Raw genomic sequence first — 21,406 nt, 5'->3', positions numbered from 1 at the left:
ATGTTCCAATAAAGAGCATTGGAAGGGTGTGCCAACTGAAAATGAAGAAAATATATAATAGAAGAAACGGGGTTTTTGTAACACTGTTGCTTGTTGTTGTCGTTATCCTAAGCGCATGCGGACCTAGGAGCAGTGATCAATCAACTGCAGGGGAAAAGGCATCCGCAAAACAACCAAGCACTGACGAGCCGATGAGTGCTGTTGTATTTATTCATGGGTACAACGGATCTGAGAATAGTATGGCACCGATGATCAAGCGCCTTGCTAAAAAAGAAAAGTCCTTTGCTAGTGGTGTAACGTTTACAATTGAACCAAATGGTAGTTACGAGAAAAAAGGTGAGTTTGTTGCTCATAAAAAGAATCTCGTTAATGTAGTGTATGCTGATAGCCAAACAGAGGCAGCTACCGAAGGTGAACAACTCGCAACAGTGATGAGTGCTTTGCGTGAGGCGGGGATAAAGACTGTTGATTTTGTTGCTCATTCTATGGGAGGGACAACAATCACGTATTATCTTGAATCTCAACCAGATGAAACAAAAGTGCCGAAAGTGGAAAAGTTTGTTGCAATTGGAACGCCGTTTGCTTGGGCAGGAACAGCTGCAGCGTCTGAAAACAATGTATTGGAACAAAATAAAGTGGATTTGCCGACTAATCTGTCAGTTTATGGTATTATAGGGAATGTTGGTGATGAATCAGATGGTACAGTACCATATGCTGATGCGCATTTCGCTAAACGTTTGTTTGCTAATTATCAAGAGGCGATTATAACAGGTGATAAAGCAGCGCATAGTAAGTTACGCAACAATGATAAAGTGGATGAAATTATTCTGCGATTTTTGACGAACTAAAAAAGAATTAAGAAGCACTTGAAAGTTAGTCCGAAATAATGTATAATTGTAAAAGTGTGAAACCAAAGGGGTTCGTATGCCTATTACGGGCGAACGAAATCTAGCAGTGCCCACAAAAATGTTGAAGTGGGAGGTTGCGATACACCCGGCCGCTTTGTCATGGCGCTTGTATTGGAAATTTCCATGGAATATGCTTGGACAACAAGCAAAAAGGAGGGAAAATAATGGCAAAACAACAAATTCGTATTCGTTTAAAAGCTTATGACCACCGTATTTTAGATCAGTCAGCAGAAAAAATCGTTGAAACAGCGAAACGTGCAGGTGCAGAGGTATCTGGCCCGATTCCGTTGCCAACAGAACGTTCTGTATATACTGTTATCCGTGCGACTCACAAGTATAAAGATTCTCGTGAGCAGTTCGAAATGCGTACTCACAAACGTTTAATCGATATCGTAAACCCAACACCAAAAACAGTTGACTCGTTAATGCGTCTTGACTTACCAAGTGGTGTGGACATCGAAATCAAATTATAATTCAAACAAAAAAACAGGAGGTGTAACCCATGACTAAAGGAATCTTAGGTAAAAAAGTAGGTATGACACAAATTTTTACTGCTAACGGTGAATTAATTCCAGTAACTGTAATCGAAGCAACTCCAAACGTTGTTTTACAAAAGAAAACAGTTGAAACTGATGGCTATGAAGCTATTCAACTTGGATTTGACACTAAGCGTGAAAAATTGTCGAACAAACCAGAGCAAGGTCATGCAAGTAAAGCTAATACTGCTCCTAAGCGCTTCGTTAAAGAATTTGACGGCGTTAGCTTAGACGAGTATGAAGTTGGTTCAGAAATCAAGGTTGATATATTCGCAGCAGGTGACGTCGTTGATGTTACAGGTACTTCGAAAGGTAAAGGTTTCCAAGGCTCAATTAAACGCCATGGTCAATCACGTGGACCTATGTCTCACGGTAGCCGTTATCATCGTCGTCCTGGTTCAATGGGTCCCGTTGCACCTAACCGCGTATTCAAAAATAAAAAACTTCCAGGACAAATGGGTGGTACTCAAATTACAATCCAAAACCTTGAAGTTGTACAAATCGACTCAGAACGTAACTTGATCTTGATCAAAGGAAACGTACCTGGTCCTAAAAAATCTTTAATCCAAATTAAAAAAGCTTTAAAAGCTTAATTAATGATTCAGAAAGGAGGAACTAGAAATGCCTAAAGTAGCACTTTTAAAACAAGATGGTACAAACGCTGGTGAGTTAACACTAAATGATTCTATTTTTGGAATCGAGCCTAACGAAAATGTCGTATTCGATGCAATTATTATGCAACGTGCTTCATTACGTCAAGGTAACCATAAGGTTAAAAATCGCTCTGAAGTACGTGGTGGTGGTCGTAAGCCATGGCGTCAAAAAGGAACTGGACGTGCGCGTCAAGGTTCTATCCGCTCACCTCAATGGGTTGGTGGTGGTGTTGTATTCGGTCCTACTCCACGTAGTTACTCTTACAAATTACCTAAAAAAGTTCGTCGTTTAGCTCTTAAATCAGTTTTATCTGACAAAGTTGCAAACGAAAAATTGGTAGCTTTAGAAGGCTTAGCTTTCGATGCACCAAAAACTAAAGATTTTATCGCAGCATTAGCTGGTCTTAAAATCGAAGGTAAAACATTAGTAGTCATTGATGACGCTAGTGTAAATGCAGAAATCTCTGCACGTAACCTTCAAGGAGTTACAGTTGTCAAAGCAGACGGAATTAACGTATTAGATATCGTTGCACACGATAACCTAATCATTACTAAATCTGCTGTTGAAAAAATAGAGGAGGTGCTTGCATAATGGATGCACGTGACATCATTAAGCGCCCAGTCATCACTGAACAATCAATGACTTTCGTTGAAGAAAACAAATATGTTTTCGAAGTAGACGTTAAAGCTAACAAAGTAGCTGTCAAAAAAGCTATCGAAGAAATTTTCGATGTTAAAGTTGCTAAAGTTAACGTTTTAAACTACAAAGCGAAATTTAAACGTATGGGTAAATACGCTGGTTATACTAATAAACGCCGTAAAGCGGTTATTACATTAGCTGAAGGTAGTAAAGAAATTACATTATTCGAAAACTAATACAGTAAGGAGGATAACCAATAATGGGAATCAGAAAATATAAACCAACCACAAACGGTCGTCGTAACATGACTTCACTTGATTTTGCAGAGATTACTACTAATAAACCAGAGAAATCGTTGCTACAATCTAAGTTCCGTCAAGCTGGCCGTAACAACCAAGGTAAAATTACTGTTCGTCACCATGGTGGGGGACATAAGAAACAATACCGTATCATCGACTTTAAACGTAATAAAGATGGCATTCCAGGACGCGTTGCAACGATCGAATACGATCCAAACCGTACTGCTAATATCGCTTTAATTCATTACGCTGATGGAGAGAAACGTTACATCATCGCTCCTAAAGGTCTTGTTGTTGACATGGTAATCTATTCAGGCGAAGGCGCTGATATTAAAATCGGTAACGCTTTAGCTTTGAAAAACATTCCAGTAGGTACTGTCGTTCATAACATTGAACTTAAACCAGAAAAAGGTGGACAACTTGTTCGTTCTGCCGGTACTTCTGCTCAAGTTCTTGGTAAAGAAGGCACTAAATACGTACTTGTACGTTTAAACTCTGGAGAAGTTCGTATGATCTTGGCTGAATGTCGCGCGACAATCGGACAAGTTGGTAACGAACAACACGAATTAGTGAACATCGGTAAAGCTGGTCGTTCGCGTTGGTTAGGTAAACGTCCAACAGTTCGTGGTTCTGTAATGAACCCTAACGATCACCCACACGGTGGTGGTGAAGGTAAAGCTCCGATTGGTCGTAAATCACCAATGTCTCCATGGGGTAAACCAACTCTTGGTAAGAAAACACGTAAGAAAACGAACAAGTCCGATAAATTTATCGTTCGTGGACGTAAAAAATAATCGTTACGCAGCGTAGCTTTTGCTACGCGGCCATTATCCGAAGGGAGGCAATCTAATGGGTCGTAGTCTTAAAAAAGGACCTTTTGCTGATGATCACTTAGTTAAAAAAGTGGAAGCTGCAAAAACGTCTGAGAAAAAAGTTGTAATTAAAACTTGGTCACGCCGTTCTACAATCTTCCCATCATTTGTCGGCACTACAATTGCTGTCTATGATGGACGTAAACACGTTCCAGTTTTCATTCAAGAAGATATGGTTGGTCATAAACTAGGTGAATTTGCACCTACACGTACTTACCGTGGTCACGGTAGTGACGATAAAAGAACTCGTTAAATTTGAGAGGAGGGTTTTCCAATGGCAGAAATCACATCTGCAAAAGCAATTGTAAAAACAGTGCGCATTGCTCCTCGTAAAGCACGTCTAGTTGCTGATTTAATTCGAGGCAAGCAAGTTGGAGAAGCTATCGCTATCTTGGCATTAACGCCACGTGGTGCTTCACCAATTATCACTAAAGTATTAAACTCTGCTATCGCTAACGCGGAGCATAACTATGATTTAGACATCAACAAATTAGTTGTATCTGACATTCAAGTGAATGAAGGACCAACGTTGAAACGTTTCCGTCCACGTGCGATGGGTCGTGCAAGTCAAATTAACAAACGTACAAGTCACATCTCTGTAGTAGTGACAGAAAAATAAAGGAGGGATAGTCGTGGGTCAAAAAATTAATCCAATAGGTATGCGTGTTGGTATTATCCGTGACTGGGATGCCAAATGGTATGCTGGTAAAGATTACGCAGACTTATTACACGAAGATTTACACATTCGTGAATATATCGCTAAACGCTTAAAAGATGCTTCAGTTTCACGTGTTGAAATTGAACGTGCTGCAAAACGCGTTAACGTTTCGATTCATACTGCTAAACCAGGTATGGTTATTGGTAAAGGCGGAGCTGAAGTTGAAACTTTACGTAAAGCATTAAACGACTTAACAGGTAAACGTGTTCATATCAACATCGTTGAAATCAAACGTGCTGATCTTGATGCTAAATTAGTTGGGGAGAACATTGCTCAACAATTAGAAAACCGTGTATCATTCCGTCGTGCACTTAAACAAGCTATGCAACGTACTATGCGTGCAGGCGCTAAAGGGATCAAAACGCAAGTTTCTGGTCGTTTAGGCGGAGCTGACATGGCTCGTACAGAACATTATAGTGAAGGAACTGTTCCTCTTCATACATTACGCGCAGACATTGACTACGCATGGGAAGAAGCAGATACTACTTTTGGTAAACTAGGCGTTAAAGTTTGGATTTACCGCGGTGAAGTCCTTCCAACGAAGAAAAATATTGAAAAATCGGAAGGAGGCAAATAAAGATGTTAGTACCTAAACGTGTTAAATATCGTAGAGAACACCGTGGGAAAATGCGTGGTTTTACTAAAGGCGGCGCAGAAGTAGCATTCGGTGAATACGGCTTACAAGCTGTTGAATCATCATGGATCACTAACCGTCAAATCGAAGCATCTCGTATTGCTATGACTCGTTTTATGAAACGTGGCGGTAAGGTTTGGATTAAAATCTTCCCTCATAAATCATACACTGCTAAAGCAATCGGTGTTCGTATGGGTTCTGGTAAAGGTGCTCCTGAAGGTTGGGTAAGTCCAGTTAAACGTGGCAAGATTCTTTTTGAAGTTGCCGGCGTTCCTGAAGATGTAGCTCGCGAAGCTCTTCGATTGGCATCACATAAATTGCCAATCAAAACAAAATTCGTAAAACGTGAAGAAATTGGTGGTGACTCAAATGAAAACTAAAGAAATTCGTGACTTGTCCACTACTGAAATTCAATCAAAAGAAAAAGAGTTAAAAGAAGAGTTATTCAACTTACGTTTCCAACTTGCAACGGGTCAATTAGAAAACACTGCTCGCATTCGTCAAGTACGTAAAGCAATTGCTCGTGTTAAAACTATCGTTCGCGAACGTGAATTAGCGTAAATTAACTTTTTAAGTTATAATAAAATCTTTTGAGAAGGAGGATTACACTCATATGTCAGAAAGTAATCAACGTAAAGTATACACTGGCCGTGTTGTTTCAGATAAGATGGACAAAACAATTACTGTAGTAGTTGAAGGTGTCAAAAAACATAAGTTATACGGCAAACGTGTGAAATACTCGAAAAAATTCAAAGCACATGATGAAAATAATACAGCTAAAGTTAACGATATCGTTCGTATTGAAGAAACTCGTCCGTTATCAGCTACTAAACGCTTCCGCATCGTTGAAATCGTGGAAACTGCTGTTGTTATCTAATCGCGTTAAATCAATCGTGCATATATCGCAAGTCGATGTTGCATAGAAGGAGGAATATCAGTGATTCAACAAGAAAGTAGAATGAAAGTCGCTGACAACTCTGGTGCTCGCGAAGTTTTAACAATTAAGGTACTTGGTGGATCTGGCCGCAAAACTGCTGGCATCGGTGATATCGTTGTAGCTACTGTTAAAAATGCAACACCAGGTGGCGTTGTCAAAAAAGGTGAAGTTGTTAAAGCTGTCATCGTTCGTACTAAGTCTGGCGCTCGTCGTCCTGACGGTTCTTACATCAAATTTGACGAAAACGCATGCGTTATCATCAAAGATGACAAGAGTCCTAAAGGAACTCGTATTTTCGGACCTGTTGCACGTGAATTACGTGAAAGCAACTTCATGAAAATCGTTTCTCTTGCTCCAGAAGTACTTTAAGAAATACATGCAACCCATTCCGAGTGAAAAAGGAGGTGCCTATAGATATGCATCTAAAAAAAGGTGATAAAGTTCAAGTATTAGCAGGAAAAGATAAAGGTAAACAAGGCGTTATCTTATCAATCATCGCTAAAAAAGATCGCGTCATTGTAGAAGGTATCAACATGATTAAAAAACATGCTAAACCATCGAATGATAACCCTCAAGGTGGTATTTTAAATATCGAAGCACCGATTCATATGTCAAACGTTGCTCTTCTTGACCCTAAATCTGGTAAACCAACTCGCGTTGGATACAAGATTGTTGGAGACGAAAAAGTACGTGTAGCTAAAAAATCAGGTGAAGTAATTAAATAATCTCTTTAAGAAAGGAGGACTACATTATAATGAGTCGCTTCAAAGACATTTATAAAAAAGACATTGCACCTGCGTTAGTAACTAAATTCGGATACGAATCAGTTATGCAAGTGCCTCAAGTAGATAAAATCGTTATCAACATGGGTGTTGGTGATGCAACTTCAAACGCTAAGTTATTAGACAAAGCTGTTGAAGAATTAACATTAATCGCAGGTCAAAAACCTGTTATTACTAAAGCTAAGAAATCTATCGCTGGTTTCCGTTTACGTGAAGGTGTTCCAATCGGAACTAAAGTTACTTTACGTGGCGAAAAAATGTACGAATTCCTTGATAAATTAGTATCTGTATCACTTCCTCGTGTACGTGATTTCCGTGGTGTTTCTAAAAAAGCATTTGACGGTCGCGGTAACTACACTTTAGGTGTTAAAGAACAATTAATTTTCCCGGAAATTAGTTTTGACTTAGTTGATAAAACTCGCGGAATGGATATCGTTATTGTTACAACTGCTAACACTGACGAAGAAGCTCGTGAATTATTAACTGGATTTGGATTCCCATTCCAAAAATAATAAACATTGCGTAGGCGATGTAAAATAAGGAGGCAACATTGTGGCTAAAAAATCAATGGTAGCTAAACAACAACGCACACCTAAACATGCGGTTCAAGCGTACACTCGCTGTGAACGTTGTGGTCGTCCGCACTCAGTTATCCGCAAATTTAAACTTTGCCGTATTTGTTTCCGTGAATTGGCTTACAAAGGTCAAATTCCTGGTGTTAAAAAAGCAAGCTGGTAAGTATTCAGTATTGGAAGGAGGTTAATTAAAAATGGTCATGACAGATCCAATTGCAGATTTCTTAACTCGTGTTCGTAACGCTAACATGGTTCGCCACGAGAGCTTAGAGGTTCCGGCTTCTAACGTCAAAAAAGAAATCGCTGACATTCTTAAACGCGAAGGTTTTATCCGTGAAGTTGAGTATATCGAAGATGACAAGCAAAATGTTATCCGCGTATTCTTAAAATATGGTGCTAACGACGAACGCGTTATTACAGGTTTAAAACGTATTTCTAAACCAGGTTTGCGTGTATATGCGAAAGCTGATGAAGTTCCTAAAGTATTAAACGGTTTAGGTATCGCTATCGTATCAACATCAAACGGTTTATTAACAGATAAAGAAGCACGTGCCAAACAAGTTGGCGGCGAAGTACTCGCTTACGTGTGGTAATAATTTAGAACATAAGGAGGTGCAAACATGTCACGTATTGGTAAAAAACCAGTCGTTATTCCAGCTGGCGTAACCGTTACTATCACTGATAACAATCACGTAACTGTAAAAGGTGCATTAGCAGAATTAACAAATCAATTTGACTCAAATCTTACTATCAAACAAGAAGGCGAAGAGATTACGATCGCTCGTTCTTCTGAAGATAAAAAAGTACGTGCTCTTCATGGTACAACTCGTGCGTTAATCGCGAACATGGTAGAGGGTGTATCTACAGGCTTTACAAAAGGCTTAGAACTTATTGGTGTTGGTTACCGTGCTCAAAAGCAAGGTACTAAACTAGTTCTTAACGTTGGATACTCTCACCCAGTTGAGTTTGAACCAGAAGCAGGTATTGAAGTTGAAGTTCCTGCCGCAACATCAGTAATCATCAAAGGTTCTGATAAAGAAAAAGTTGGCGCATTAGCTGCTAACATTCGTGCGGTACGTCCACCAGAGCCTTACAAAGGTAAAGGTATTCGTTACGTAGGCGAGTATGTTCGTCGTAAAGAAGGTAAAACTGGTAAATAATGCTGCCTAGCATTTTTACTAAGTCTATGAGAAAAAGAGGTGACTCATTGTGATTACGAAATTGGATAAAAACAAAACTCGTAAAAAACGTCATGGCCGCGTCCGTTCTAAAATTAGCGGAACTGCTGCATGTCCACGTTTAAACGTATTCCGTTCAAACACTAACATTTATGCTCAATTGATCGACGACGTTAATGGTGTAACTTTAGCTAGCGCATCTAACATCGAAAAAGATTTCGACGTTAAAGGCTCTAAAACTGAACTTGCTCAAGCTGTTGGTAAATTAGTAGCTGAACGTGGTGTTGCTAAAAACATCGAAAAAGTTGTCTTTGACCGTGGAGGTTACTTATATCACGGACGTGTTGCAGCATTAGCTGACGCAGCTCGTGAAAACGGTTTGAAATTCTAAAAAAGGAGGTAAATACATTCATGGCTTATATTGATCCAAACACATTAGGAGAATTGGAAGAACGCGTTGTTACTATCAACCGTGTTGCAAAAGTTGTAAAAGGTGGACGTCGTTTCCGTTTTACTGCTTTAGTAGTTGTCGGTGACCGTAATGGACACGTTGGTTTCGGTACTGGTAAAGCTCAAGAAGTTCCAGATGCAATTCGTAAAGCAGTTGAAGATGCTAAGAAAAACTTAGTTGTTCTTCCAATTGTTGGAAGTACTATTCCACACCGTGTACTCGGTAACTTTGGCGGCGGTTCTGTTCTTATGAAACCTGCAGCAGAAGGTTCTGGTGTAACAGCTGGTGGACCTGTACGTGCTATCCTTGAATTAGGTGGCGTTGCTGATGTATCTTCTAAATCTTTAGGTTCAAGCACTCCAATTAACATGGTACGTGCGACAATCGAAGGAATTAAAGAACTTAAAACAGCAGAAGACGTAGCTCGTTTACGTAACATCTCTGTTGAAGAATTATTAGGATAAGGAGGTACTACATTATGGCTGAAAAATTAGTAGTAACATTGAAACGCAGCTTAATCGGACGTCCTCAAGATCAACGTGATACTGTAAAAGCTTTAGGCTTAGGTAAAACTAACAGTACTGTTGAGAAAAACGATACTCCTGCGATTCGCGGCATGATCAACAAAGTGTCTCATTTAATTGAGGTCACTGAAAAATAATACAGTACTCCTTTAGGGGAGTGTTGTAAATTTTTTGTTAAAATATATAAGGAGGTGCAATATATAATGAAACTTCATGAATTAAAACCTTCTGAGGGATCTCGTAAAGTACGTCACCGTGTTGGACGTGGATCTTCATCAGGTATGGGTAAAACTTCTGGACGTGGACAAAAAGGTCAAAACTCTCGTTCAGGTGGTGGTGTTCGTTTAGGTTTTGAAGGTGGTCAAACTCCTTTATTCCGTCGTTTACCAAAACGTGGTTTTAACAATATCAACCGTAAAGATTACGCAGTTGTTAACGTTGAAACATTAAACCGTTTTGAAGATGGAACTGTAGTAACTCCTGCTTTATTAATTGAAACAGGCGTAATCAGTAAACAATTAAACGGAATTAAAGTGTTGTCGAACGGTACTTTATCTACTAAACTTACTGTTCAAGCACATAAATTTTCACAAGCTGCAAAAGAAGCTATCGAAGCAGCTGGTGGTAGTGTAGAGGTGATTTAATGTTTCAGACATTTATGAACTTCTTCAAAGTAAAAGACATTAGACGTAAAATTCTTTTTACTTTGGCATTATTGATCGTCTTTCGTATTGGGGCGCACATACCAATTCCTGGTGTTGATGCGTCACAATTAAAAGCGTTGAATACATCGCTAGTAGGTTTCTTGGACTTATTTGGTGGTGGCTCGCTATCCAACTTCTCAATTTTTGCTGTTGGTATTATGCCGTATATTACGGCGTCTATCATTGTGCAACTGTTGGAAATGGATGTCGTTCCAAAGTTTGCTGAATGGGCTAAACAAGGTGAAATGGGCCGTCGTAAGTTGAATCAATTTAAACGCTATTTAACGATTGCACTAGGCTTAGTACAATCTTTCGGTGTTTCATATGGTTTCAACAATATGACAGGCGCTACACTTGTTCCTAACGCTTCTGTCGGTCAATTCGCATTAATGGCTATCATCCTAACAACAGGAACTATGTTCTTGATGTGGATGGGTGAACAAATTACTGAAAAAGGTATCGGAAACGGTGTATCAATCATTATTATGGCTGGTATTATCGCAAACGTTCCTTCATCAGTTGGTCAATTGCTTACGACACAACTTGCTAAAACAGGCACACCGCTTTTCATCACTGTGATTGAAATGCTATTACTTGTTGTAGCTGTAATTGTTATCGTTGCGTTAGTTGTATTCGTGCAACAAGCGTCACGTAAAATTCCTGTTCATTATTCAAAACGTGCGTCTACTCCGACTGCCCCTCGTGGTGCTCAAGTATCGCATTTACCTTTGAAAGTGAACTCAGCAGGTGTTATTCCGGTTATCTTTGCTTCAGCGTTTATCATTACTCCTCAAACACTCTTGACCTTTGCGGATCAAGATAAAGGATGGGTACAAACATTAGGTAAAGTATTTAACCTTCAACAACCAGCAGGAATGGTATTATATGTTATCTTGATTCTTGCTTTCACATACTTCTATGCATTCATTCAAGTGAATCCAGAAAAAGTTGCTGAAAACTTACAAAAACAAGGTGGCTATGTGCCAACAATTCGTCCTGGTAAAGATACAGAAAAATATCTATCGTCAGTGCTTATGCGTTTGACATTCGTAGGTTCAATTTTCTTAGCAGCAATTGCAATCTTACCAACAATTGGAACACAGCTGTTTGGCTTACCTCAAGGCTTAGGCATTGGTGGAACATCACTACTTATCATGGTAGGGGTTGCGCTAGACACTATGAAACAATTAGAAGGACAACTTGTGAAACGTAACTATAGAGGATTTCTTAAGTAAGTGTTAAATGGGAGCAAGATTATTCTTCGCTTCCATCTGCCTTACCCTCAGAAAGATTTATAGACCTTTGCAAGGTAGCAACAATATTCGAAAAACAAAGCATGCTTTGGCTTTGAAGAATGGGAGAAAAACCAATATGAACTTAGTTTTAATGGGGCTTCCGGGTGCAGGAAAAGGCACGCAAGCTGAGCGCATTGTTGCTCAGTACCATATACCGCATATTTCAACTGGAGATATGTTCCGCGCTGCAATTAAGAACGGAACAGAGCTTGGTTTGAAAGCTAAAGCGTTTATGGATGAAGGAAATCTAGTACCTGATGAAGTAACGAACGGTATTGTTCGTGAACGTCTTGCACAAGATGATGCTAAAGAAGGCTTTTTGCTTGATGGTTTCCCAAGAACTGTCGCTCAAGCTGATGAATTAGAAAAAATCTTAAAAGATTTGAATCGTAGCTTAGACGCTGTCATCAATATTCAAGTTGATCAATCATTATTAATGGAACGCTTAACAGGTCGATGGATTTGCCCGACGTGTGGACGTACGTATCACGCGACTTACAACCCGCCGAAAACTGCTGGTGTTTGTGATGATGATAACGCAACATTGTATCAACGAGAAGATGATAAACCTGAAACAGTTGAAAATCGTTTGGCTGTTAATACGAAACAAACCCAACCATTGCTTGATTTTTATAACCAATTAGGTTATTTAAAAGAGATTGATGGTGGACGAGCGATAGATGAAGTCTTTAAGGATATTAATAAACTATTATCGAAATAGTTGTTAAAACGCCCGAAGTCTAGTATAATGGATAACTGGCAACGAATTGTTGAATTTTATTACTTTTATGTTGTAATGTGTTCAATTATACGTAGAAATAATGCGTCTTTTTCGTAAGATCCCGTTATTTTTAGAAGTGTCAAGTTGGTTAAGTAATAACTAAACTTCCGAACGGCGGATAAAGACGATTCCAAAGTTCAAGACAAAAAGGAGGTAACGAGGTAATGGCGAAAGAAGATGTAATTGAGGTTGAAGGTGTAATTAAAGAAACTTTACCGAACGCTATGTTTAAGGTTGAGTTAGAAAACGGTCATGCGGTACTTGCTACTATTTCAGGTAAGATTCGTATGCACTATATTCGTATTTTACCGGGGGACAAAGTAACTGTTGAACTTTCTCCGTACGATTTAACGCGCGGAAGAATAACATACCGTTTCAAATAATCTGAACTCCGGCATATTGAAGGAGGTATTCTACGATGAAAGTAAGACCATCCGTGAAACCGATCTGCGAAAAATGTAAAGTTATTCGCCGTAAGGGTAAAGTCATGGTAATTTGTGAAAATCCGAAACATAAACAAAGACAAGGTTAATAATTAGGGAGGTGCACATAAATGGCACGTATTGCTGGAGTGGATGTTCCACGTGAAAAACGCATCGTTATTTCATTGACATACGTATTCGGTATTGGTACGACTACTGCTCAAAAAGTTTTAGAAGAAGCAGGCGTTAACCCAAATACTCGTACTCGTGATTTAACAGAAGACGAATTAACTAAAATTCGTGAAGTTGTTGATACAGTTAAAACAGAAGGTGACTTACGTCGTGAGGTCGCATTAGACATCAAACGTTTACAAGAAATCGGTTCTTTCCGAGGAATTCGTCACCGTCGTGGTTTACCTGTTCGTGGTCAAAACACGAAAAACAACGCTCGTACTCGTAAAGGTCCATCGAAATCTATCGCTGGTAAGAAAAAATAATAATAAGCAAGGAGGTCAACTAACAAATGGCACGTAAAACAAACACTCGTAAACGTCGTGTGAAAAAGAATGTTGAATCTGGTATTGCACATATCCGTTCTACTTTCAATAACACTATCGTTACATTAACAGATATGCAAGGAAACGCTTTAGCTTGGTCAAGTTCAGGTTCATTAGGTTTCCGTGGTTCTAAAAAATCAACACCGTTTGCTGCTCAAATGGCTGCAGAAACTGCTGCTAAAGTAGGTATGGAACATGGTTTGAAAACATTGGAAGTAACAGTTAAAGGTCCTGGTTCAGGTCGTGAAGCTGCTATCCGTGCTTTACAAGCTGTTGGTCTTGAAGTAACTGCTATTAAAGATGTTACTCCAATTCCTCACAATGGTTGTCGACCACCAAAACGTCGTCGTGTATAATTAACAATTGAACATTGCTTTAATTACTAAATTATATTCAAATTGTAACAAGACGTTTATCATGGGAGGTATAATAAATGATCGAAATTGAAAAGCCGAAAATTGAAACGATTGAGATCAGTGAAGATAGCCGTTATGGGAAGTTCGTCATTGAACCACTAGAACGCGGTTATGGTATCACTTTAGGCAACTCCTTGCGTCGTATCCTTTTATCTTCATTACCAGGTGCAGCGGTTACTTCTATCCAAGCAGACACAGTTTTACATGAATTCTCAGCAATTGATGGTGTCGTTGAAGATGTAACACGTATTATCTTGAACTTGAAGAAACTTGCTTTGAAAATCTATTCTGATGATGAAAAAACATTAGAAATCGATGTTCAAGGACCAGGTGTGGTTACGGCAGCTGATATTAACTTTGATAGTGATGTTGAAATCTTAAATCCAGATTTACATATTGCAACTCTTAGTGAAAATGCACATTTCCATATGCGCTTGCATGCAAGTCGCGGTCGTGGATACCGTCCAGCTGATCAAAACAAACGCGAAGATATGCCAATTGGTGTTTTACCAATCGATTCTATCTTTACGCCAATTCTTAAAGCTAACTACCAAGTTGAAAATACTCGTGTAGGTCAAAATCCTGATTTTGACAAATTAACGTTTGACTTAACTACTGATGGAAGCATCGGCGTTAAAGAAGCGATTAGTTTAGCTGCTAAAATCTTAACGGAGCATTTGAACATCTTTGTTAACTTAACAGATGAAGCTCAAAATGCAGAAATTATGATTGAAAAAGAAGAGAGTAAAAAAGAAAAAGTGCTCGAAATGACAATCGAAGAACTCGATTTATCAGTTCGTTCATACAACTGTCTAAAACGTGCTGGTATTAATACTGTGCAAGAATTAGCAGATAAATCGGAAGAGGATATGATGAAAGTACGTAACCTTGGACGTAAATCACTTGAAGAAGTTAAGGTTAAATTAACTGATTTAGGATTAGGTCTTCGTAACGAAGATTAATTAAAGGAGGCAAAACACTAATGGGTTACCGTAAATTAGGCCGTACAAGCTCGCAACGTAAAGCTATGTTACGTGATTTAGCAACAGACTTAATTATCAACGAACGCATCGAAACTACTGAAGCTCGCGCTAAAGAACTTCGTAAACTTGTTGAAAAATTAATCACTGCTGGTAAACGTGGAGATTTAAGCGCTCGTCGTCGTGCAGCTGCAATCGTACGCCATGAAATCGTAGGTTATGTAGAAAAAGAAGTTACAGATAAAGAAGGAAACACAGTGACTAAGGAACGTCCAGTATATGCATTGCAAAAATTATTTGATGATGTAGCAGGTCGTTACACAGAACGTCAAGGTGGTTACACTCGTATCTATAAAAAAGGTCAACGTCGTGGCGATGGCGCACCAGTTGTCATTATTGAATTGGTAAAATAATACAAATTCGATCATTTATATGAAAACGTCTAAAGCATTGGCGTGTTATGATAAGGTGATTGATTTATTCATCATCTTGTCTAGCGCTGTTGTGCTTCTTAATTCTTTGCGGAGACTAAGGAGCACGGCTTTTTTTGTTTTTAAAATGTGAGAATATAATTTGGCTTTTGAAAATCGATCTATTCGATGGACAAAGGTCCTTTTTATATTTCCAGAAAAAAAGAGTGATTTGTTATCTTTTTTTTTATAAAGTTAACAAATCAGTCTTTTTTGCGTTGTTTTTTTTGATGAACGTGTTAGAATAACAGTTAATAATGACATTTTTTGATAGAGGAGAACTCAATGAACACAAAAGATATAGTAACTTTGGAGAACATTTCGTTTTATTATGATACAGAACCAGAGAAACAAGTGTTACATGATGTTTCACTTCAAGTTAAACATGGTGAGTGGTTAGCGATTGTGGGGCATAATGGATCTGGTAAATCGACAATGGCAAAAATTATCAATGGACTTTTGTTTGCGCAGTCAGGTAATGTGACGATTGCTGGCTATGATATGACCGAAGAAAACATTTGGGACATTCGCCGTCAAGTGGGAATGGTTTTTCAAAACCCTGATAATCAATTTGTCGGAGCTACTGTTCAGGATGATGTTGCTTTCGGATTAGAGAATAATGGTATCGCTCAAGTCGAGATGGTGGAACGGGTTGCTCAAGCGCTCGCTGACGTCGGTATGACAGGTTTTGAAACATATGAACCTATTCGCCTGTCTGGGGGTCAAAAACAGCGTGTAGCGATAGCTGGAGTGGTTGCATTGCGCCCTCAGCTCATTATCTTAGATGAAGCGACATCTATGCTTGACCCTGAAGGTCGAGAAAGTGTATTAGCAACGATTAAGCGTCTAAAAGAGCAACATGATTTAACAGTTATCTCAATCACACATGATTTGGAAGAAGCGAGTTTAGCGGACCGTATGATTGTGATGAATAAAGGCGAGTATATGATGGAAGGTCATCCCTCAGCTATTTTTAAAGAAACAGAAAAATTACAAGCAATTGGATTAGATGTCCCATTTGTTAATCAATTGCAAAACGATCTAAGTAGACAAGGCTTCGTTTTCGAAGATGTTTATTTTTCGGAAGGAGAATTAGTGAACGCCTTATGCCAATTACGTTTGAAAAAGTAGGATACACGTACCAAGTCGGTGGTCCGTTTGAGAAAACAGCATTGACAGACATTTCTTTTTCTGTGGAAGACGGGACTTATACGGCGATTGTCGGTCATACTGGTTCTGGTAAATCAACTCTGTTACAACATCTAAATGTGATATTGCAACCAACTGCGGGGAAAGTTATTTTTGATTCACGTGAAATTATTGCGGGTCAAAAATATAAAAACTTAAAAGAAATTCGTCAAAAAATTGGTGTTGTTTTTCAGTTTCCAGAAGCACAATTATTTGAAGAAACAGTTGTGAAAGATATCATGTTTGGACCAATGAACTTTGGTGTATCAAAAGAAGATGCGAAAAAACGTGCAGAAAGCTTATTGCCAATCGTTGGCTTGCCAGAAAGTATTAAAGAAAGTTCGCCGTTTGAATTATCAGGCGGACAAATGCGTCGTGTTGCGATTGCAGGAGTGTTGGCGATGGAACCTGACATCTTAGTCCTAGATGAGCCAACTGCTGGCTTAGACCCGCGTGGACGTCGTGAAATGATGGATCTTTTTAATCGTTTACACAAGGAACAGAACATTACGATTATTTTGGTCACACATAATATGGATGATGTGGCAGAATTTGCCGATAAGATGATTGTGTTACAAGCTGGTAAAGTGAGTGCTGTTGGCGAACCGCGTGCATTGTTTGCAGAAGATGAGCGCATGCATGGTTTGGCAATTGGACAACCGAGTGCACTCGTTGTACAACGTCAAATTGAAGCACAAACAGCTGAAAAATGGCCGGTGACCTGTTTAACACGGGCAGAATTAGTGGCGTATTTAACGACTGATTGGCGAGGGGGACAAAACGATGAATAATATGATTTTGGGTCGTTTTATTCCGGGGAACTCGTGGCTACACCGCATTGATGCGCGTGCAAAATTAATGGCGGTTATGTATTTTATTATCATGGTCTTTTTTGCGAATAACATCTGGACGTATGCTTTATCCTTCGTTTTGGTATTAGCGCTCTTATACATTTCGAAAGTACCGTTTTTGTTCTTTATCAAAGGATTACGCCCGATATTGTTTCTTATTTTGCTTACCGTTATTTTACAACTATTTTTCACAAAAGATGGGAATGTGCTGTGGCATATTGGGCCGTTGTATATCACTGATTTTGGTATTCGTAACGCGATATTTATTGCGCTGCGTTTTGTGCTCATTATCTTTATGACAACACTCTTATCCTTAACAACAAGCCCAATCGAATTAACAGATGCGATTGAAGCGTTATTAAATCCTTTACGAAAAATCAAATTCCCTGTGCACGAGATGGCATTAATGCTGAGTATCGCATTACGTTTTATCCCCACGTTGATGGATGAAGCTGAAAAAATAATGATGGCTCAAAAATCTCGTGGTGTTGAATTTAACAGTGGCTCTCTTCTGGCACGTGTAAAAGCAATTATTCCGTTATTGATACCGCTCTTTATCAGCGCTTTTAAACGCGCGGAAGATTTAGCAATTGCGATGGAAGCTCGTGGTTACCATGGCGGAGAAGGGCGCACAAAGTACCGCATTTTAAAATGGGAAGCACGTGATACACTACTGATACTAATTATGGTGTGTTACACAATAGCACTCTTTATGTTGCGAGGAGGTTAGTATATGACACGTTATAAAGCAGTGATTCAGTATGATGGTTCAGGCTTTTTAGGCTATCAAATTCAAGCAACAGGTCGGACAGTTCAAGAAGAAATTCAAAAGGCATTAACAAAAATGCATAAAGGGCAAAAGACGGTGGTCAATGCATCAGGCCGCACCGATACAGGTGTTCATGCAAAAGGCCAAGTGATCCATTGGGATTCACCCTTCAGTATTCCTGTTGAAGGGTATTATCGTGGATTGGAGACGTTGACACCAGATGATATTGCAATTGTGTCAGTTGAAGAAGTCGCGGCTGATTTTCATGCGCGTTACGATGTTAGTGGTAAGGAATACCGTTATTTTGTGAAACGTTCACCACAACATGATCCTTTTTCCCGTCATTATGCATTGCGCTATCCATTTGATTTGGATGAGTCATTAATGAATCAAGCTGCACGTATTTTGGAAGGGGAACATGACTTTACAAGTTTTTGTTCTGCTCGAACAGATCGTGAAAGTAAGGTCCGTAATCTCTACGCAATTAAAATAATGCCCACAGAAGATGGTTGGATTTTCTCTTTCTCAGGCAGTGGTTTTTTATATAATATGGTGCGTATTTTAGTCGGTGCGTTACTGTACGTTGGGCAAAAAAAATTAACACCTGCGGAAATTAAAGTTGCGCTCGATAAAAAAGATCGAACTGCTTTAGTGAGTAGGACTGCACCACCACAGGCGTTATATTTATGGGAAGTTTTTTATGAGAAGGATAATAAAAAATAATAATGTGATGCTTGACTTAAGAGGTGAAACATTGTAGTATTGAATATGGTATTGTTTACCCCATGATAAGCCCCGGAAACTTATTATGCTTATATAACAATGACAGAGTTTTTAAATAAAAAAAAAGAATGAATTTATCATTTAGGAGGCAAAACAAATGCGCACAACATATATGGCAAAATCAGGCGAAGTACAACGTGACTGGTATGTCGTAGATGCAACTGACGTTCCACTTGGTCGTTTATCAAGTGAAGTCGCTGCAATCTTACGCGGTAAAAACAAACCAACTTTCACACCACACATCGATACTGGTGACTTCGTTATCATTATCAACGCTGAAAAAATCGCTTTAACAGGTAACAAAGCTGATGGGAAAATTTACTACCGTCACTCTGGTTACGCAGGTGGTTTAAAATCAATTACTGCTGGTGAACTTCGTACAAACCGTCCTGACCGTTTGTTAGAATTATCAATCAAAGGTATGTTACCAAAAACAACTTTAGGCCGTAAACAATTTACAAAATTGAACGTGTACGCTGGTACTGAACATCCACATGCTGCTCAATCACCAGTTGAATACAAAGTACGCGGATAATAGGAGGAGAAAAATAATATGACACAAGTACAATATTATGGAACTGGTCGTCGTAAAAGCTCTGTTGCCCGTGTTCGTTTAGTTCCTGGCGATGGTACAATTACAATCAATGGCCGCGATGTAGAAAACTACATCCCATTCGAAGTTTTACGTTCAGTTATCAAACAACCTTTAACTCTTACTGAAACTGTAGGTAACTACAATGTTTTCGTAAACGTTGATGGTGGTGGATACACTGGTCAAGCAGGAGCTATCCGTCACGGTGTTGCTCGTGCGTTATTACAAGTAGATCCTGAATACCGTTCAACTCTTAAACAAGCTGGTCTCTTAACTCGTGACCCTCGTATGAAAGAACGTAAAAAACCAGGTCTTAAAGGTGCACGTCGTGCTCCTCAATTCTCAAAACGTTAATAACAACTTTTGGATGTTTCGCACAATTTTGTTGCGAAGCATCTTTTTTATTTAGATAAGTAGAAATGAATTTTATTTATTGTAAAAAACATTCGAAATAAAGGTGGTATGGAAGATGGATAAACAGGCAAAAGAGAAATTATTAGAGTTGATTAAAAAGAAAAAAACCGGTGGCGGTAGATCGAAAAAGATGGCTGCACCAAAGAATGATGTGAAGAATATGCGTAGTGGTCCACATATTTTTAATAAGTAGGAGAAGTTTTGAAGCATCGGCTATTGGCGGGTGCTTTTTTTTAATTGGAGTCAGTGTTAAATAACGTTGTTTTCCAAAAAAAGTAAAATAAGTCATTTTTGCAGCTGCCTTTTTTGGTAGCTGTTTATTTTTAGTCGTTTTTTACGTGAGGGAAGTTGCTGCGGTGACTTAATTTTTCAGTGATTTTAAAAATGTCGCTATTTTTTGCGGAAAATAACCATCAGTAAAATTTAACCAACACCGTAAATGATAGAGGCCTTGTTTATGTGGAAAAATGTAAACTAGCCCGAAAATGATAACTTTGTTAAACTAAGAGCAGTTAATTTTTAAGGGGGCATAAAAATGGATGTAAAAGAATTTCAACAATGGGTGAGTGATTATTACGAAAAACGTGGTTGGTCGGAGCTAGATATCTTTGTTCGCATTGGTTTTTTAGCAGAAGAAACAGGTGAAGTTGCGCGTGCGATTCGAGCATTAGAAATTGGTCGTGACCGGCCGGACGAGATTGTTACATCTGTGGAGCAAAATAAAGCTAACTTAGTTGAGGAATTGGGCGATGTTTTGGGTAATGTAATCGTCATTGCAAATAAATATAATATTTCATTAGAAGAGGTATTTAGCTCTCATAAAGAAAAATTGGCTAAACGTTATGCCAAAGAAGAATAATGGGCTCGCGTTTATTAAATGAGTAGGAGGTGAGAGCGTGTCATTATTAAAAACACATTTTGGTGTTTACGCCGTTTTTTTTCAAGAAGATAAATTGTTATGTATCAATAAAGCAACTGGACCTTATCGATATCGTTATGATCTACCTGGCGGCAGTCAAAAAAGTGGTGAAAGTTTAATTGAAACATTAGCACGTGAAGTTCTGGAAGAAACAGGTTATGAAGTAATTACGAATGAGAACAATCGTTGTTATGACGTATTTGTAAAAGAAGAAGGAACGGCTCTAACGGTTCATCACATGTTTGTACTATTTGATATAAAAGCTGAAGCCATTCATGATAAAATTGCACAATTACAATGTGAAATTAATGATTCTGCTGGTTTTGAATGGGTCGGACTTAATAAGTTAAATAGCAACAATGCGTCGCCACTTGTACTTAAAGTGCTACAAGAACAAAAAAATGATAAAACAACGAATATAAATGAAGCTGTGCATTATGAAGCGTGGGAAGTTAAAGCTGATAATTGCTAAAGTTATAAAATAGATGTCCACAACTTATACAGTGGAAGTGCATAAGTTTTCTGTGAAAGAGTTATCCACATGTGGATAACTCTTTT

38 protein-coding genes and 1 pseudogene are annotated in these 21,406 nt (G+C 38.7%); all 39 read left to right on the top strand.

Annotation, left to right across the window (positions count from 1 at the left end):
- The first annotated feature begins 41 nt into the window (after positions 1-41).
- Positions 42-848, top strand: a complete 807-nt coding sequence (locus tag IKV95_RS03995) for an alpha/beta hydrolase (RefSeq protein WP_069126482.1) — start codon at positions 42-44, stop codon at positions 846-848.
- A 224-nt stretch (positions 849-1,072) separates the two neighbouring features.
- On the top strand, positions 1,073-1,381 hold the full coding sequence (rpsJ, locus tag IKV95_RS03990; protein ID WP_029091542.1) for a 30S ribosomal protein S10: 309 nt from the start codon (positions 1,073-1,075) through the stop codon (positions 1,379-1,381).
- A 29-nt stretch (positions 1,382-1,410) separates the two neighbouring features.
- A complete protein-coding gene (gene rplC, locus IKV95_RS03985) occupies positions 1,411-2,037 on the top strand; it encodes a 50S ribosomal protein L3 (protein ID WP_029091541.1) in 627 nt (208 codons plus the stop codon).
- A gap of 28 nt (positions 2,038-2,065) precedes the next feature.
- A complete protein-coding gene (gene rplD, locus IKV95_RS03980; RefSeq protein WP_029091540.1) occupies positions 2,066-2,689 on the top strand; it encodes a 50S ribosomal protein L4 in 624 nt (207 codons plus the stop codon).
- Complete coding sequence (rplW, locus tag IKV95_RS03975) at positions 2,689-2,973, top strand: 50S ribosomal protein L23 (protein ID WP_029091539.1); 285 nt, start codon at positions 2,689-2,691, stop codon at positions 2,971-2,973. The genes rplD and rplW overlap by 1 nt, the downstream gene beginning before the upstream one ends.
- Positions 2,974-2,996: 23 nt before the next feature.
- Positions 2,997-3,830 carry a 50S ribosomal protein L2 gene (gene rplB, locus IKV95_RS03970; protein ID WP_029091538.1) on the top strand — a complete coding sequence of 278 codons (834 nt, stop codon included), beginning with the start codon at positions 2,997-2,999 and terminating at the stop codon, positions 3,828-3,830.
- 55 nt (positions 3,831-3,885) lie between these two features.
- Complete coding sequence (gene rpsS / locus IKV95_RS03965) at positions 3,886-4,161, top strand: 30S ribosomal protein S19 (protein WP_029091537.1); 276 nt, start codon at positions 3,886-3,888, stop codon at positions 4,159-4,161.
- Between the two features lie 21 nt (positions 4,162-4,182).
- A pseudogene (gene rplV, locus IKV95_RS03960) lies at positions 4,183-4,538 on the top strand (50S ribosomal protein L22).
- A 2-nt stretch (positions 4,539-4,540) separates the two neighbouring features.
- Positions 4,541-5,203, top strand: coding sequence for a 30S ribosomal protein S3 (gene rpsC, locus IKV95_RS03955; protein ID WP_029091535.1), 663 nt, complete (start codon positions 4,541-4,543; stop codon positions 5,201-5,203).
- Between the two features lie 2 nt (positions 5,204-5,205).
- A complete protein-coding gene (rplP, locus tag IKV95_RS03950; RefSeq protein WP_029091534.1) occupies positions 5,206-5,640 on the top strand; it encodes a 50S ribosomal protein L16 in 435 nt (144 codons plus the stop codon).
- Complete coding sequence (gene rpmC, locus IKV95_RS03945) at positions 5,630-5,821, top strand: 50S ribosomal protein L29 (RefSeq protein ID WP_029091533.1); 192 nt, start codon at positions 5,630-5,632, stop codon at positions 5,819-5,821. Before rplP ends, rpmC begins: the two co-directional genes overlap by 11 nt.
- Positions 5,822-5,873: 52 nt before the next feature.
- Positions 5,874-6,137: a 30S ribosomal protein S17 gene (gene rpsQ / locus IKV95_RS03940; protein WP_029091532.1), complete on the top strand. Its 264-nt coding sequence runs from the start codon at positions 5,874-5,876 to the stop codon at positions 6,135-6,137.
- Positions 6,138-6,197: 60 nt separating this feature from the next.
- The gene (gene rplN, locus IKV95_RS03935) at positions 6,198-6,566 is read left to right on the top strand and encodes a 50S ribosomal protein L14 (protein ID WP_029091531.1); all 369 of its coding nucleotides are present in this window, start codon (positions 6,198-6,200) and stop codon (positions 6,564-6,566) included.
- 47 nt (positions 6,567-6,613) lie between these two features.
- Positions 6,614-6,922, top strand: a complete 309-nt coding sequence (gene rplX, locus IKV95_RS03930) for a 50S ribosomal protein L24 (RefSeq protein WP_029091530.1) — start codon at positions 6,614-6,616, stop codon at positions 6,920-6,922.
- A 29-nt stretch (positions 6,923-6,951) separates the two neighbouring features.
- Positions 6,952-7,491, top strand: coding sequence for a 50S ribosomal protein L5 (gene rplE / locus IKV95_RS03925; protein ID WP_029091529.1), 540 nt, complete (start codon positions 6,952-6,954; stop codon positions 7,489-7,491).
- A 40-nt stretch (positions 7,492-7,531) separates the two neighbouring features.
- Positions 7,532-7,717 (top strand): type Z 30S ribosomal protein S14, encoded by a 186-nt coding sequence (locus IKV95_RS03920; protein ID WP_029091528.1) that lies wholly within the window; start codon positions 7,532-7,534, stop codon positions 7,715-7,717.
- A gap of 31 nt (positions 7,718-7,748) precedes the next feature.
- Positions 7,749-8,147 (top strand): 30S ribosomal protein S8, encoded by a 399-nt coding sequence (rpsH, locus tag IKV95_RS03915; RefSeq protein ID WP_029091527.1) that lies wholly within the window; start codon positions 7,749-7,751, stop codon positions 8,145-8,147.
- A gap of 27 nt (positions 8,148-8,174) precedes the next feature.
- Positions 8,175-8,714, top strand: coding sequence for a 50S ribosomal protein L6 (gene rplF, locus IKV95_RS03910; RefSeq protein ID WP_029091526.1), 540 nt, complete (start codon positions 8,175-8,177; stop codon positions 8,712-8,714).
- Positions 8,715-8,763: 49 nt separating this feature from the next.
- Positions 8,764-9,123, top strand: a complete 360-nt coding sequence (gene rplR / locus IKV95_RS03905; RefSeq protein WP_029091525.1) for a 50S ribosomal protein L18 — start codon at positions 8,764-8,766, stop codon at positions 9,121-9,123.
- 20 nt (positions 9,124-9,143) lie between these two features.
- On the top strand, positions 9,144-9,647 hold the full coding sequence (gene rpsE / locus IKV95_RS03900) for a 30S ribosomal protein S5 (protein WP_029091524.1): 504 nt from the start codon (positions 9,144-9,146) through the stop codon (positions 9,645-9,647).
- A 14-nt stretch (positions 9,648-9,661) separates the two neighbouring features.
- Entirely contained in the window at positions 9,662-9,844 is a 183-nt protein-coding gene (gene rpmD, locus IKV95_RS03895) for a 50S ribosomal protein L30 (RefSeq protein ID WP_029091523.1), read from the top strand.
- A gap of 66 nt (positions 9,845-9,910) precedes the next feature.
- The gene (gene rplO, locus IKV95_RS03890) at positions 9,911-10,351 is read left to right on the top strand and encodes a 50S ribosomal protein L15 (RefSeq protein WP_029091522.1); all 441 of its coding nucleotides are present in this window, start codon (positions 9,911-9,913) and stop codon (positions 10,349-10,351) included.
- Positions 10,351-11,646, top strand: a complete 1,296-nt coding sequence (secY, locus tag IKV95_RS03885; protein ID WP_029091521.1) for a preprotein translocase subunit SecY — start codon at positions 10,351-10,353, stop codon at positions 11,644-11,646. Before rplO ends, secY begins: the two co-directional genes overlap by 1 nt.
- A gap of 136 nt (positions 11,647-11,782) precedes the next feature.
- Positions 11,783-12,427 carry an adenylate kinase gene (locus tag IKV95_RS03880; protein WP_029091520.1) on the top strand — a complete coding sequence of 215 codons (645 nt, stop codon included), beginning with the start codon at positions 11,783-11,785 and terminating at the stop codon, positions 12,425-12,427.
- Positions 12,428-12,651: 224 nt separating this feature from the next.
- Positions 12,652-12,870 (top strand): translation initiation factor IF-1, encoded by a 219-nt coding sequence (gene infA / locus IKV95_RS03875; protein ID WP_029091519.1) that lies wholly within the window; start codon positions 12,652-12,654, stop codon positions 12,868-12,870.
- 35 nt (positions 12,871-12,905) lie between these two features.
- Positions 12,906-13,019, top strand: a complete 114-nt coding sequence (rpmJ, locus tag IKV95_RS03870) for a 50S ribosomal protein L36 (RefSeq protein WP_029091518.1) — start codon at positions 12,906-12,908, stop codon at positions 13,017-13,019.
- Between the two features lie 21 nt (positions 13,020-13,040).
- A complete protein-coding gene (rpsM, locus tag IKV95_RS03865; RefSeq protein ID WP_029091517.1) occupies positions 13,041-13,406 on the top strand; it encodes a 30S ribosomal protein S13 in 366 nt (121 codons plus the stop codon).
- 26 nt (positions 13,407-13,432) lie between these two features.
- Positions 13,433-13,822 carry a 30S ribosomal protein S11 gene (gene rpsK, locus IKV95_RS03860; RefSeq protein WP_029091516.1) on the top strand — a complete coding sequence of 130 codons (390 nt, stop codon included), beginning with the start codon at positions 13,433-13,435 and terminating at the stop codon, positions 13,820-13,822.
- 77 nt (positions 13,823-13,899) lie between these two features.
- On the top strand, positions 13,900-14,844 hold the full coding sequence (locus IKV95_RS03855; protein ID WP_029091515.1) for a DNA-directed RNA polymerase subunit alpha: 945 nt from the start codon (positions 13,900-13,902) through the stop codon (positions 14,842-14,844).
- A 20-nt stretch (positions 14,845-14,864) separates the two neighbouring features.
- A complete protein-coding gene (rplQ, locus tag IKV95_RS03850) occupies positions 14,865-15,275 on the top strand; it encodes a 50S ribosomal protein L17 (RefSeq protein WP_036043511.1) in 411 nt (136 codons plus the stop codon).
- Between the two features lie 342 nt (positions 15,276-15,617).
- Positions 15,618-16,463 carry an energy-coupling factor ABC transporter ATP-binding protein gene (locus IKV95_RS03845; protein ID WP_036027296.1) on the top strand — a complete coding sequence of 282 codons (846 nt, stop codon included), beginning with the start codon at positions 15,618-15,620 and terminating at the stop codon, positions 16,461-16,463.
- Positions 16,439-17,311, top strand: coding sequence for an energy-coupling factor ABC transporter ATP-binding protein (locus tag IKV95_RS03840; protein ID WP_069126483.1), 873 nt, complete (start codon positions 16,439-16,441; stop codon positions 17,309-17,311). Before IKV95_RS03845 ends, IKV95_RS03840 begins: the two co-directional genes overlap by 25 nt.
- Complete coding sequence (locus IKV95_RS03835) at positions 17,304-18,101, top strand: energy-coupling factor transporter transmembrane component T family protein (protein ID WP_029091511.1); 798 nt, start codon at positions 17,304-17,306, stop codon at positions 18,099-18,101. Before IKV95_RS03840 ends, IKV95_RS03835 begins: the two co-directional genes overlap by 8 nt.
- Positions 18,102-18,104: 3 nt before the next feature.
- Positions 18,105-18,863 (top strand): tRNA pseudouridine(38-40) synthase TruA, encoded by a 759-nt coding sequence (gene truA, locus IKV95_RS03830; protein WP_029091510.1) that lies wholly within the window; start codon positions 18,105-18,107, stop codon positions 18,861-18,863.
- 157 nt (positions 18,864-19,020) lie between these two features.
- Positions 19,021-19,458, top strand: a complete 438-nt coding sequence (gene rplM / locus IKV95_RS03825; RefSeq protein ID WP_029091509.1) for a 50S ribosomal protein L13 — start codon at positions 19,021-19,023, stop codon at positions 19,456-19,458.
- 18 nt (positions 19,459-19,476) lie between these two features.
- The gene (gene rpsI / locus IKV95_RS03820) at positions 19,477-19,869 is read left to right on the top strand and encodes a 30S ribosomal protein S9 (protein WP_029091508.1); all 393 of its coding nucleotides are present in this window, start codon (positions 19,477-19,479) and stop codon (positions 19,867-19,869) included.
- 115 nt (positions 19,870-19,984) lie between these two features.
- Positions 19,985-20,122 carry a hypothetical protein gene (locus tag IKV95_RS03815; RefSeq protein ID WP_036027293.1) on the top strand — a complete coding sequence of 46 codons (138 nt, stop codon included), beginning with the start codon at positions 19,985-19,987 and terminating at the stop codon, positions 20,120-20,122.
- Between the two features lie 342 nt (positions 20,123-20,464).
- Entirely contained in the window at positions 20,465-20,788 is a 324-nt protein-coding gene (locus IKV95_RS03810; protein ID WP_029091507.1) for a MazG nucleotide pyrophosphohydrolase domain-containing protein, read from the top strand.
- Between the two features lie 37 nt (positions 20,789-20,825).
- Positions 20,826-21,320, top strand: a complete 495-nt coding sequence (locus IKV95_RS03805) for an NUDIX hydrolase (protein WP_069126485.1) — start codon at positions 20,826-20,828, stop codon at positions 21,318-21,320.
- Positions 21,321-21,406: the final 86 nt, after the last annotated feature.

Source organism: Brochothrix sp. (genome assembly GCF_017549435.1).
GTDB classification, from domain to species: domain Bacteria; phylum Bacillota; class Bacilli; order Lactobacillales; family Listeriaceae; genus Brochothrix; species Brochothrix thermosphacta.
Note: the sequence above shows the minus strand (reverse complement) of the source record. Positions and strands in the feature narration are given on the sequence as shown.

Coding starts and splice junctions, on each gene's coding strand:
- IKV95_RS03995 (WP_069126482.1), top strand. CDS start 42: ATGAAGAAAATATATAATAGAAGAAACGGGGTTTTTGTAACACTGTTG.
- rpsJ (WP_029091542.1), top strand. CDS start 1,073: ATGGCAAAACAACAAATTCGTATTCGTTTAAAAGCTTATGACCACCGT.
- rplC (WP_029091541.1), top strand. CDS start 1,411: ATGACTAAAGGAATCTTAGGTAAAAAAGTAGGTATGACACAAATTTTT.
- rplD (WP_029091540.1), top strand. CDS start 2,066: ATGCCTAAAGTAGCACTTTTAAAACAAGATGGTACAAACGCTGGTGAG.
- rplW (WP_029091539.1), top strand. CDS start 2,689: ATGGATGCACGTGACATCATTAAGCGCCCAGTCATCACTGAACAATCA.
- rplB (WP_029091538.1), top strand. CDS start 2,997: ATGGGAATCAGAAAATATAAACCAACCACAAACGGTCGTCGTAACATG.
- rpsS (WP_029091537.1), top strand. CDS start 3,886: ATGGGTCGTAGTCTTAAAAAAGGACCTTTTGCTGATGATCACTTAGTT.
- rplP (WP_029091534.1), top strand. CDS start 5,206: ATGTTAGTACCTAAACGTGTTAAATATCGTAGAGAACACCGTGGGAAA.
- rpmC (WP_029091533.1), top strand. CDS start 5,630: ATGAAAACTAAAGAAATTCGTGACTTGTCCACTACTGAAATTCAATCA.
- rpsQ (WP_029091532.1), top strand. CDS start 5,874: ATGTCAGAAAGTAATCAACGTAAAGTATACACTGGCCGTGTTGTTTCA.
- rplX (WP_029091530.1), top strand. CDS start 6,614: ATGCATCTAAAAAAAGGTGATAAAGTTCAAGTATTAGCAGGAAAAGAT.
- rplE (WP_029091529.1), top strand. CDS start 6,952: ATGAGTCGCTTCAAAGACATTTATAAAAAAGACATTGCACCTGCGTTA.
- rpsH (WP_029091527.1), top strand. CDS start 7,749: ATGGTCATGACAGATCCAATTGCAGATTTCTTAACTCGTGTTCGTAAC.
- rplF (WP_029091526.1), top strand. CDS start 8,175: ATGTCACGTATTGGTAAAAAACCAGTCGTTATTCCAGCTGGCGTAACC.
- rpsE (WP_029091524.1), top strand. CDS start 9,144: ATGGCTTATATTGATCCAAACACATTAGGAGAATTGGAAGAACGCGTT.
- rpmD (WP_029091523.1), top strand. CDS start 9,662: ATGGCTGAAAAATTAGTAGTAACATTGAAACGCAGCTTAATCGGACGT.
- rplO (WP_029091522.1), top strand. CDS start 9,911: ATGAAACTTCATGAATTAAAACCTTCTGAGGGATCTCGTAAAGTACGT.
- secY (WP_029091521.1), top strand. CDS start 10,351: ATGTTTCAGACATTTATGAACTTCTTCAAAGTAAAAGACATTAGACGT.
- IKV95_RS03880 (WP_029091520.1), top strand. CDS start 11,783: ATGAACTTAGTTTTAATGGGGCTTCCGGGTGCAGGAAAAGGCACGCAA.
- infA (WP_029091519.1), top strand. CDS start 12,652: ATGGCGAAAGAAGATGTAATTGAGGTTGAAGGTGTAATTAAAGAAACT.
- rpmJ (WP_029091518.1), top strand. CDS start 12,906: ATGAAAGTAAGACCATCCGTGAAACCGATCTGCGAAAAATGTAAAGTT.
- rpsM (WP_029091517.1), top strand. CDS start 13,041: ATGGCACGTATTGCTGGAGTGGATGTTCCACGTGAAAAACGCATCGTT.
- rpsK (WP_029091516.1), top strand. CDS start 13,433: ATGGCACGTAAAACAAACACTCGTAAACGTCGTGTGAAAAAGAATGTT.
- IKV95_RS03855 (WP_029091515.1), top strand. CDS start 13,900: ATGATCGAAATTGAAAAGCCGAAAATTGAAACGATTGAGATCAGTGAA.
- rplQ (WP_036043511.1), top strand. CDS start 14,865: ATGGGTTACCGTAAATTAGGCCGTACAAGCTCGCAACGTAAAGCTATG.
- IKV95_RS03845 (WP_036027296.1), top strand. CDS start 15,618: ATGAACACAAAAGATATAGTAACTTTGGAGAACATTTCGTTTTATTAT.
- IKV95_RS03840 (WP_069126483.1), top strand. CDS start 16,439: ATGCCAATTACGTTTGAAAAAGTAGGATACACGTACCAAGTCGGTGGT.
- IKV95_RS03835 (WP_029091511.1), top strand. CDS start 17,304: ATGAATAATATGATTTTGGGTCGTTTTATTCCGGGGAACTCGTGGCTA.
- truA (WP_029091510.1), top strand. CDS start 18,105: ATGACACGTTATAAAGCAGTGATTCAGTATGATGGTTCAGGCTTTTTA.
- rplM (WP_029091509.1), top strand. CDS start 19,021: ATGCGCACAACATATATGGCAAAATCAGGCGAAGTACAACGTGACTGG.
- rpsI (WP_029091508.1), top strand. CDS start 19,477: ATGACACAAGTACAATATTATGGAACTGGTCGTCGTAAAAGCTCTGTT.
- IKV95_RS03815 (WP_036027293.1), top strand. CDS start 19,985: ATGGATAAACAGGCAAAAGAGAAATTATTAGAGTTGATTAAAAAGAAA.
- IKV95_RS03810 (WP_029091507.1), top strand. CDS start 20,465: ATGGATGTAAAAGAATTTCAACAATGGGTGAGTGATTATTACGAAAAA.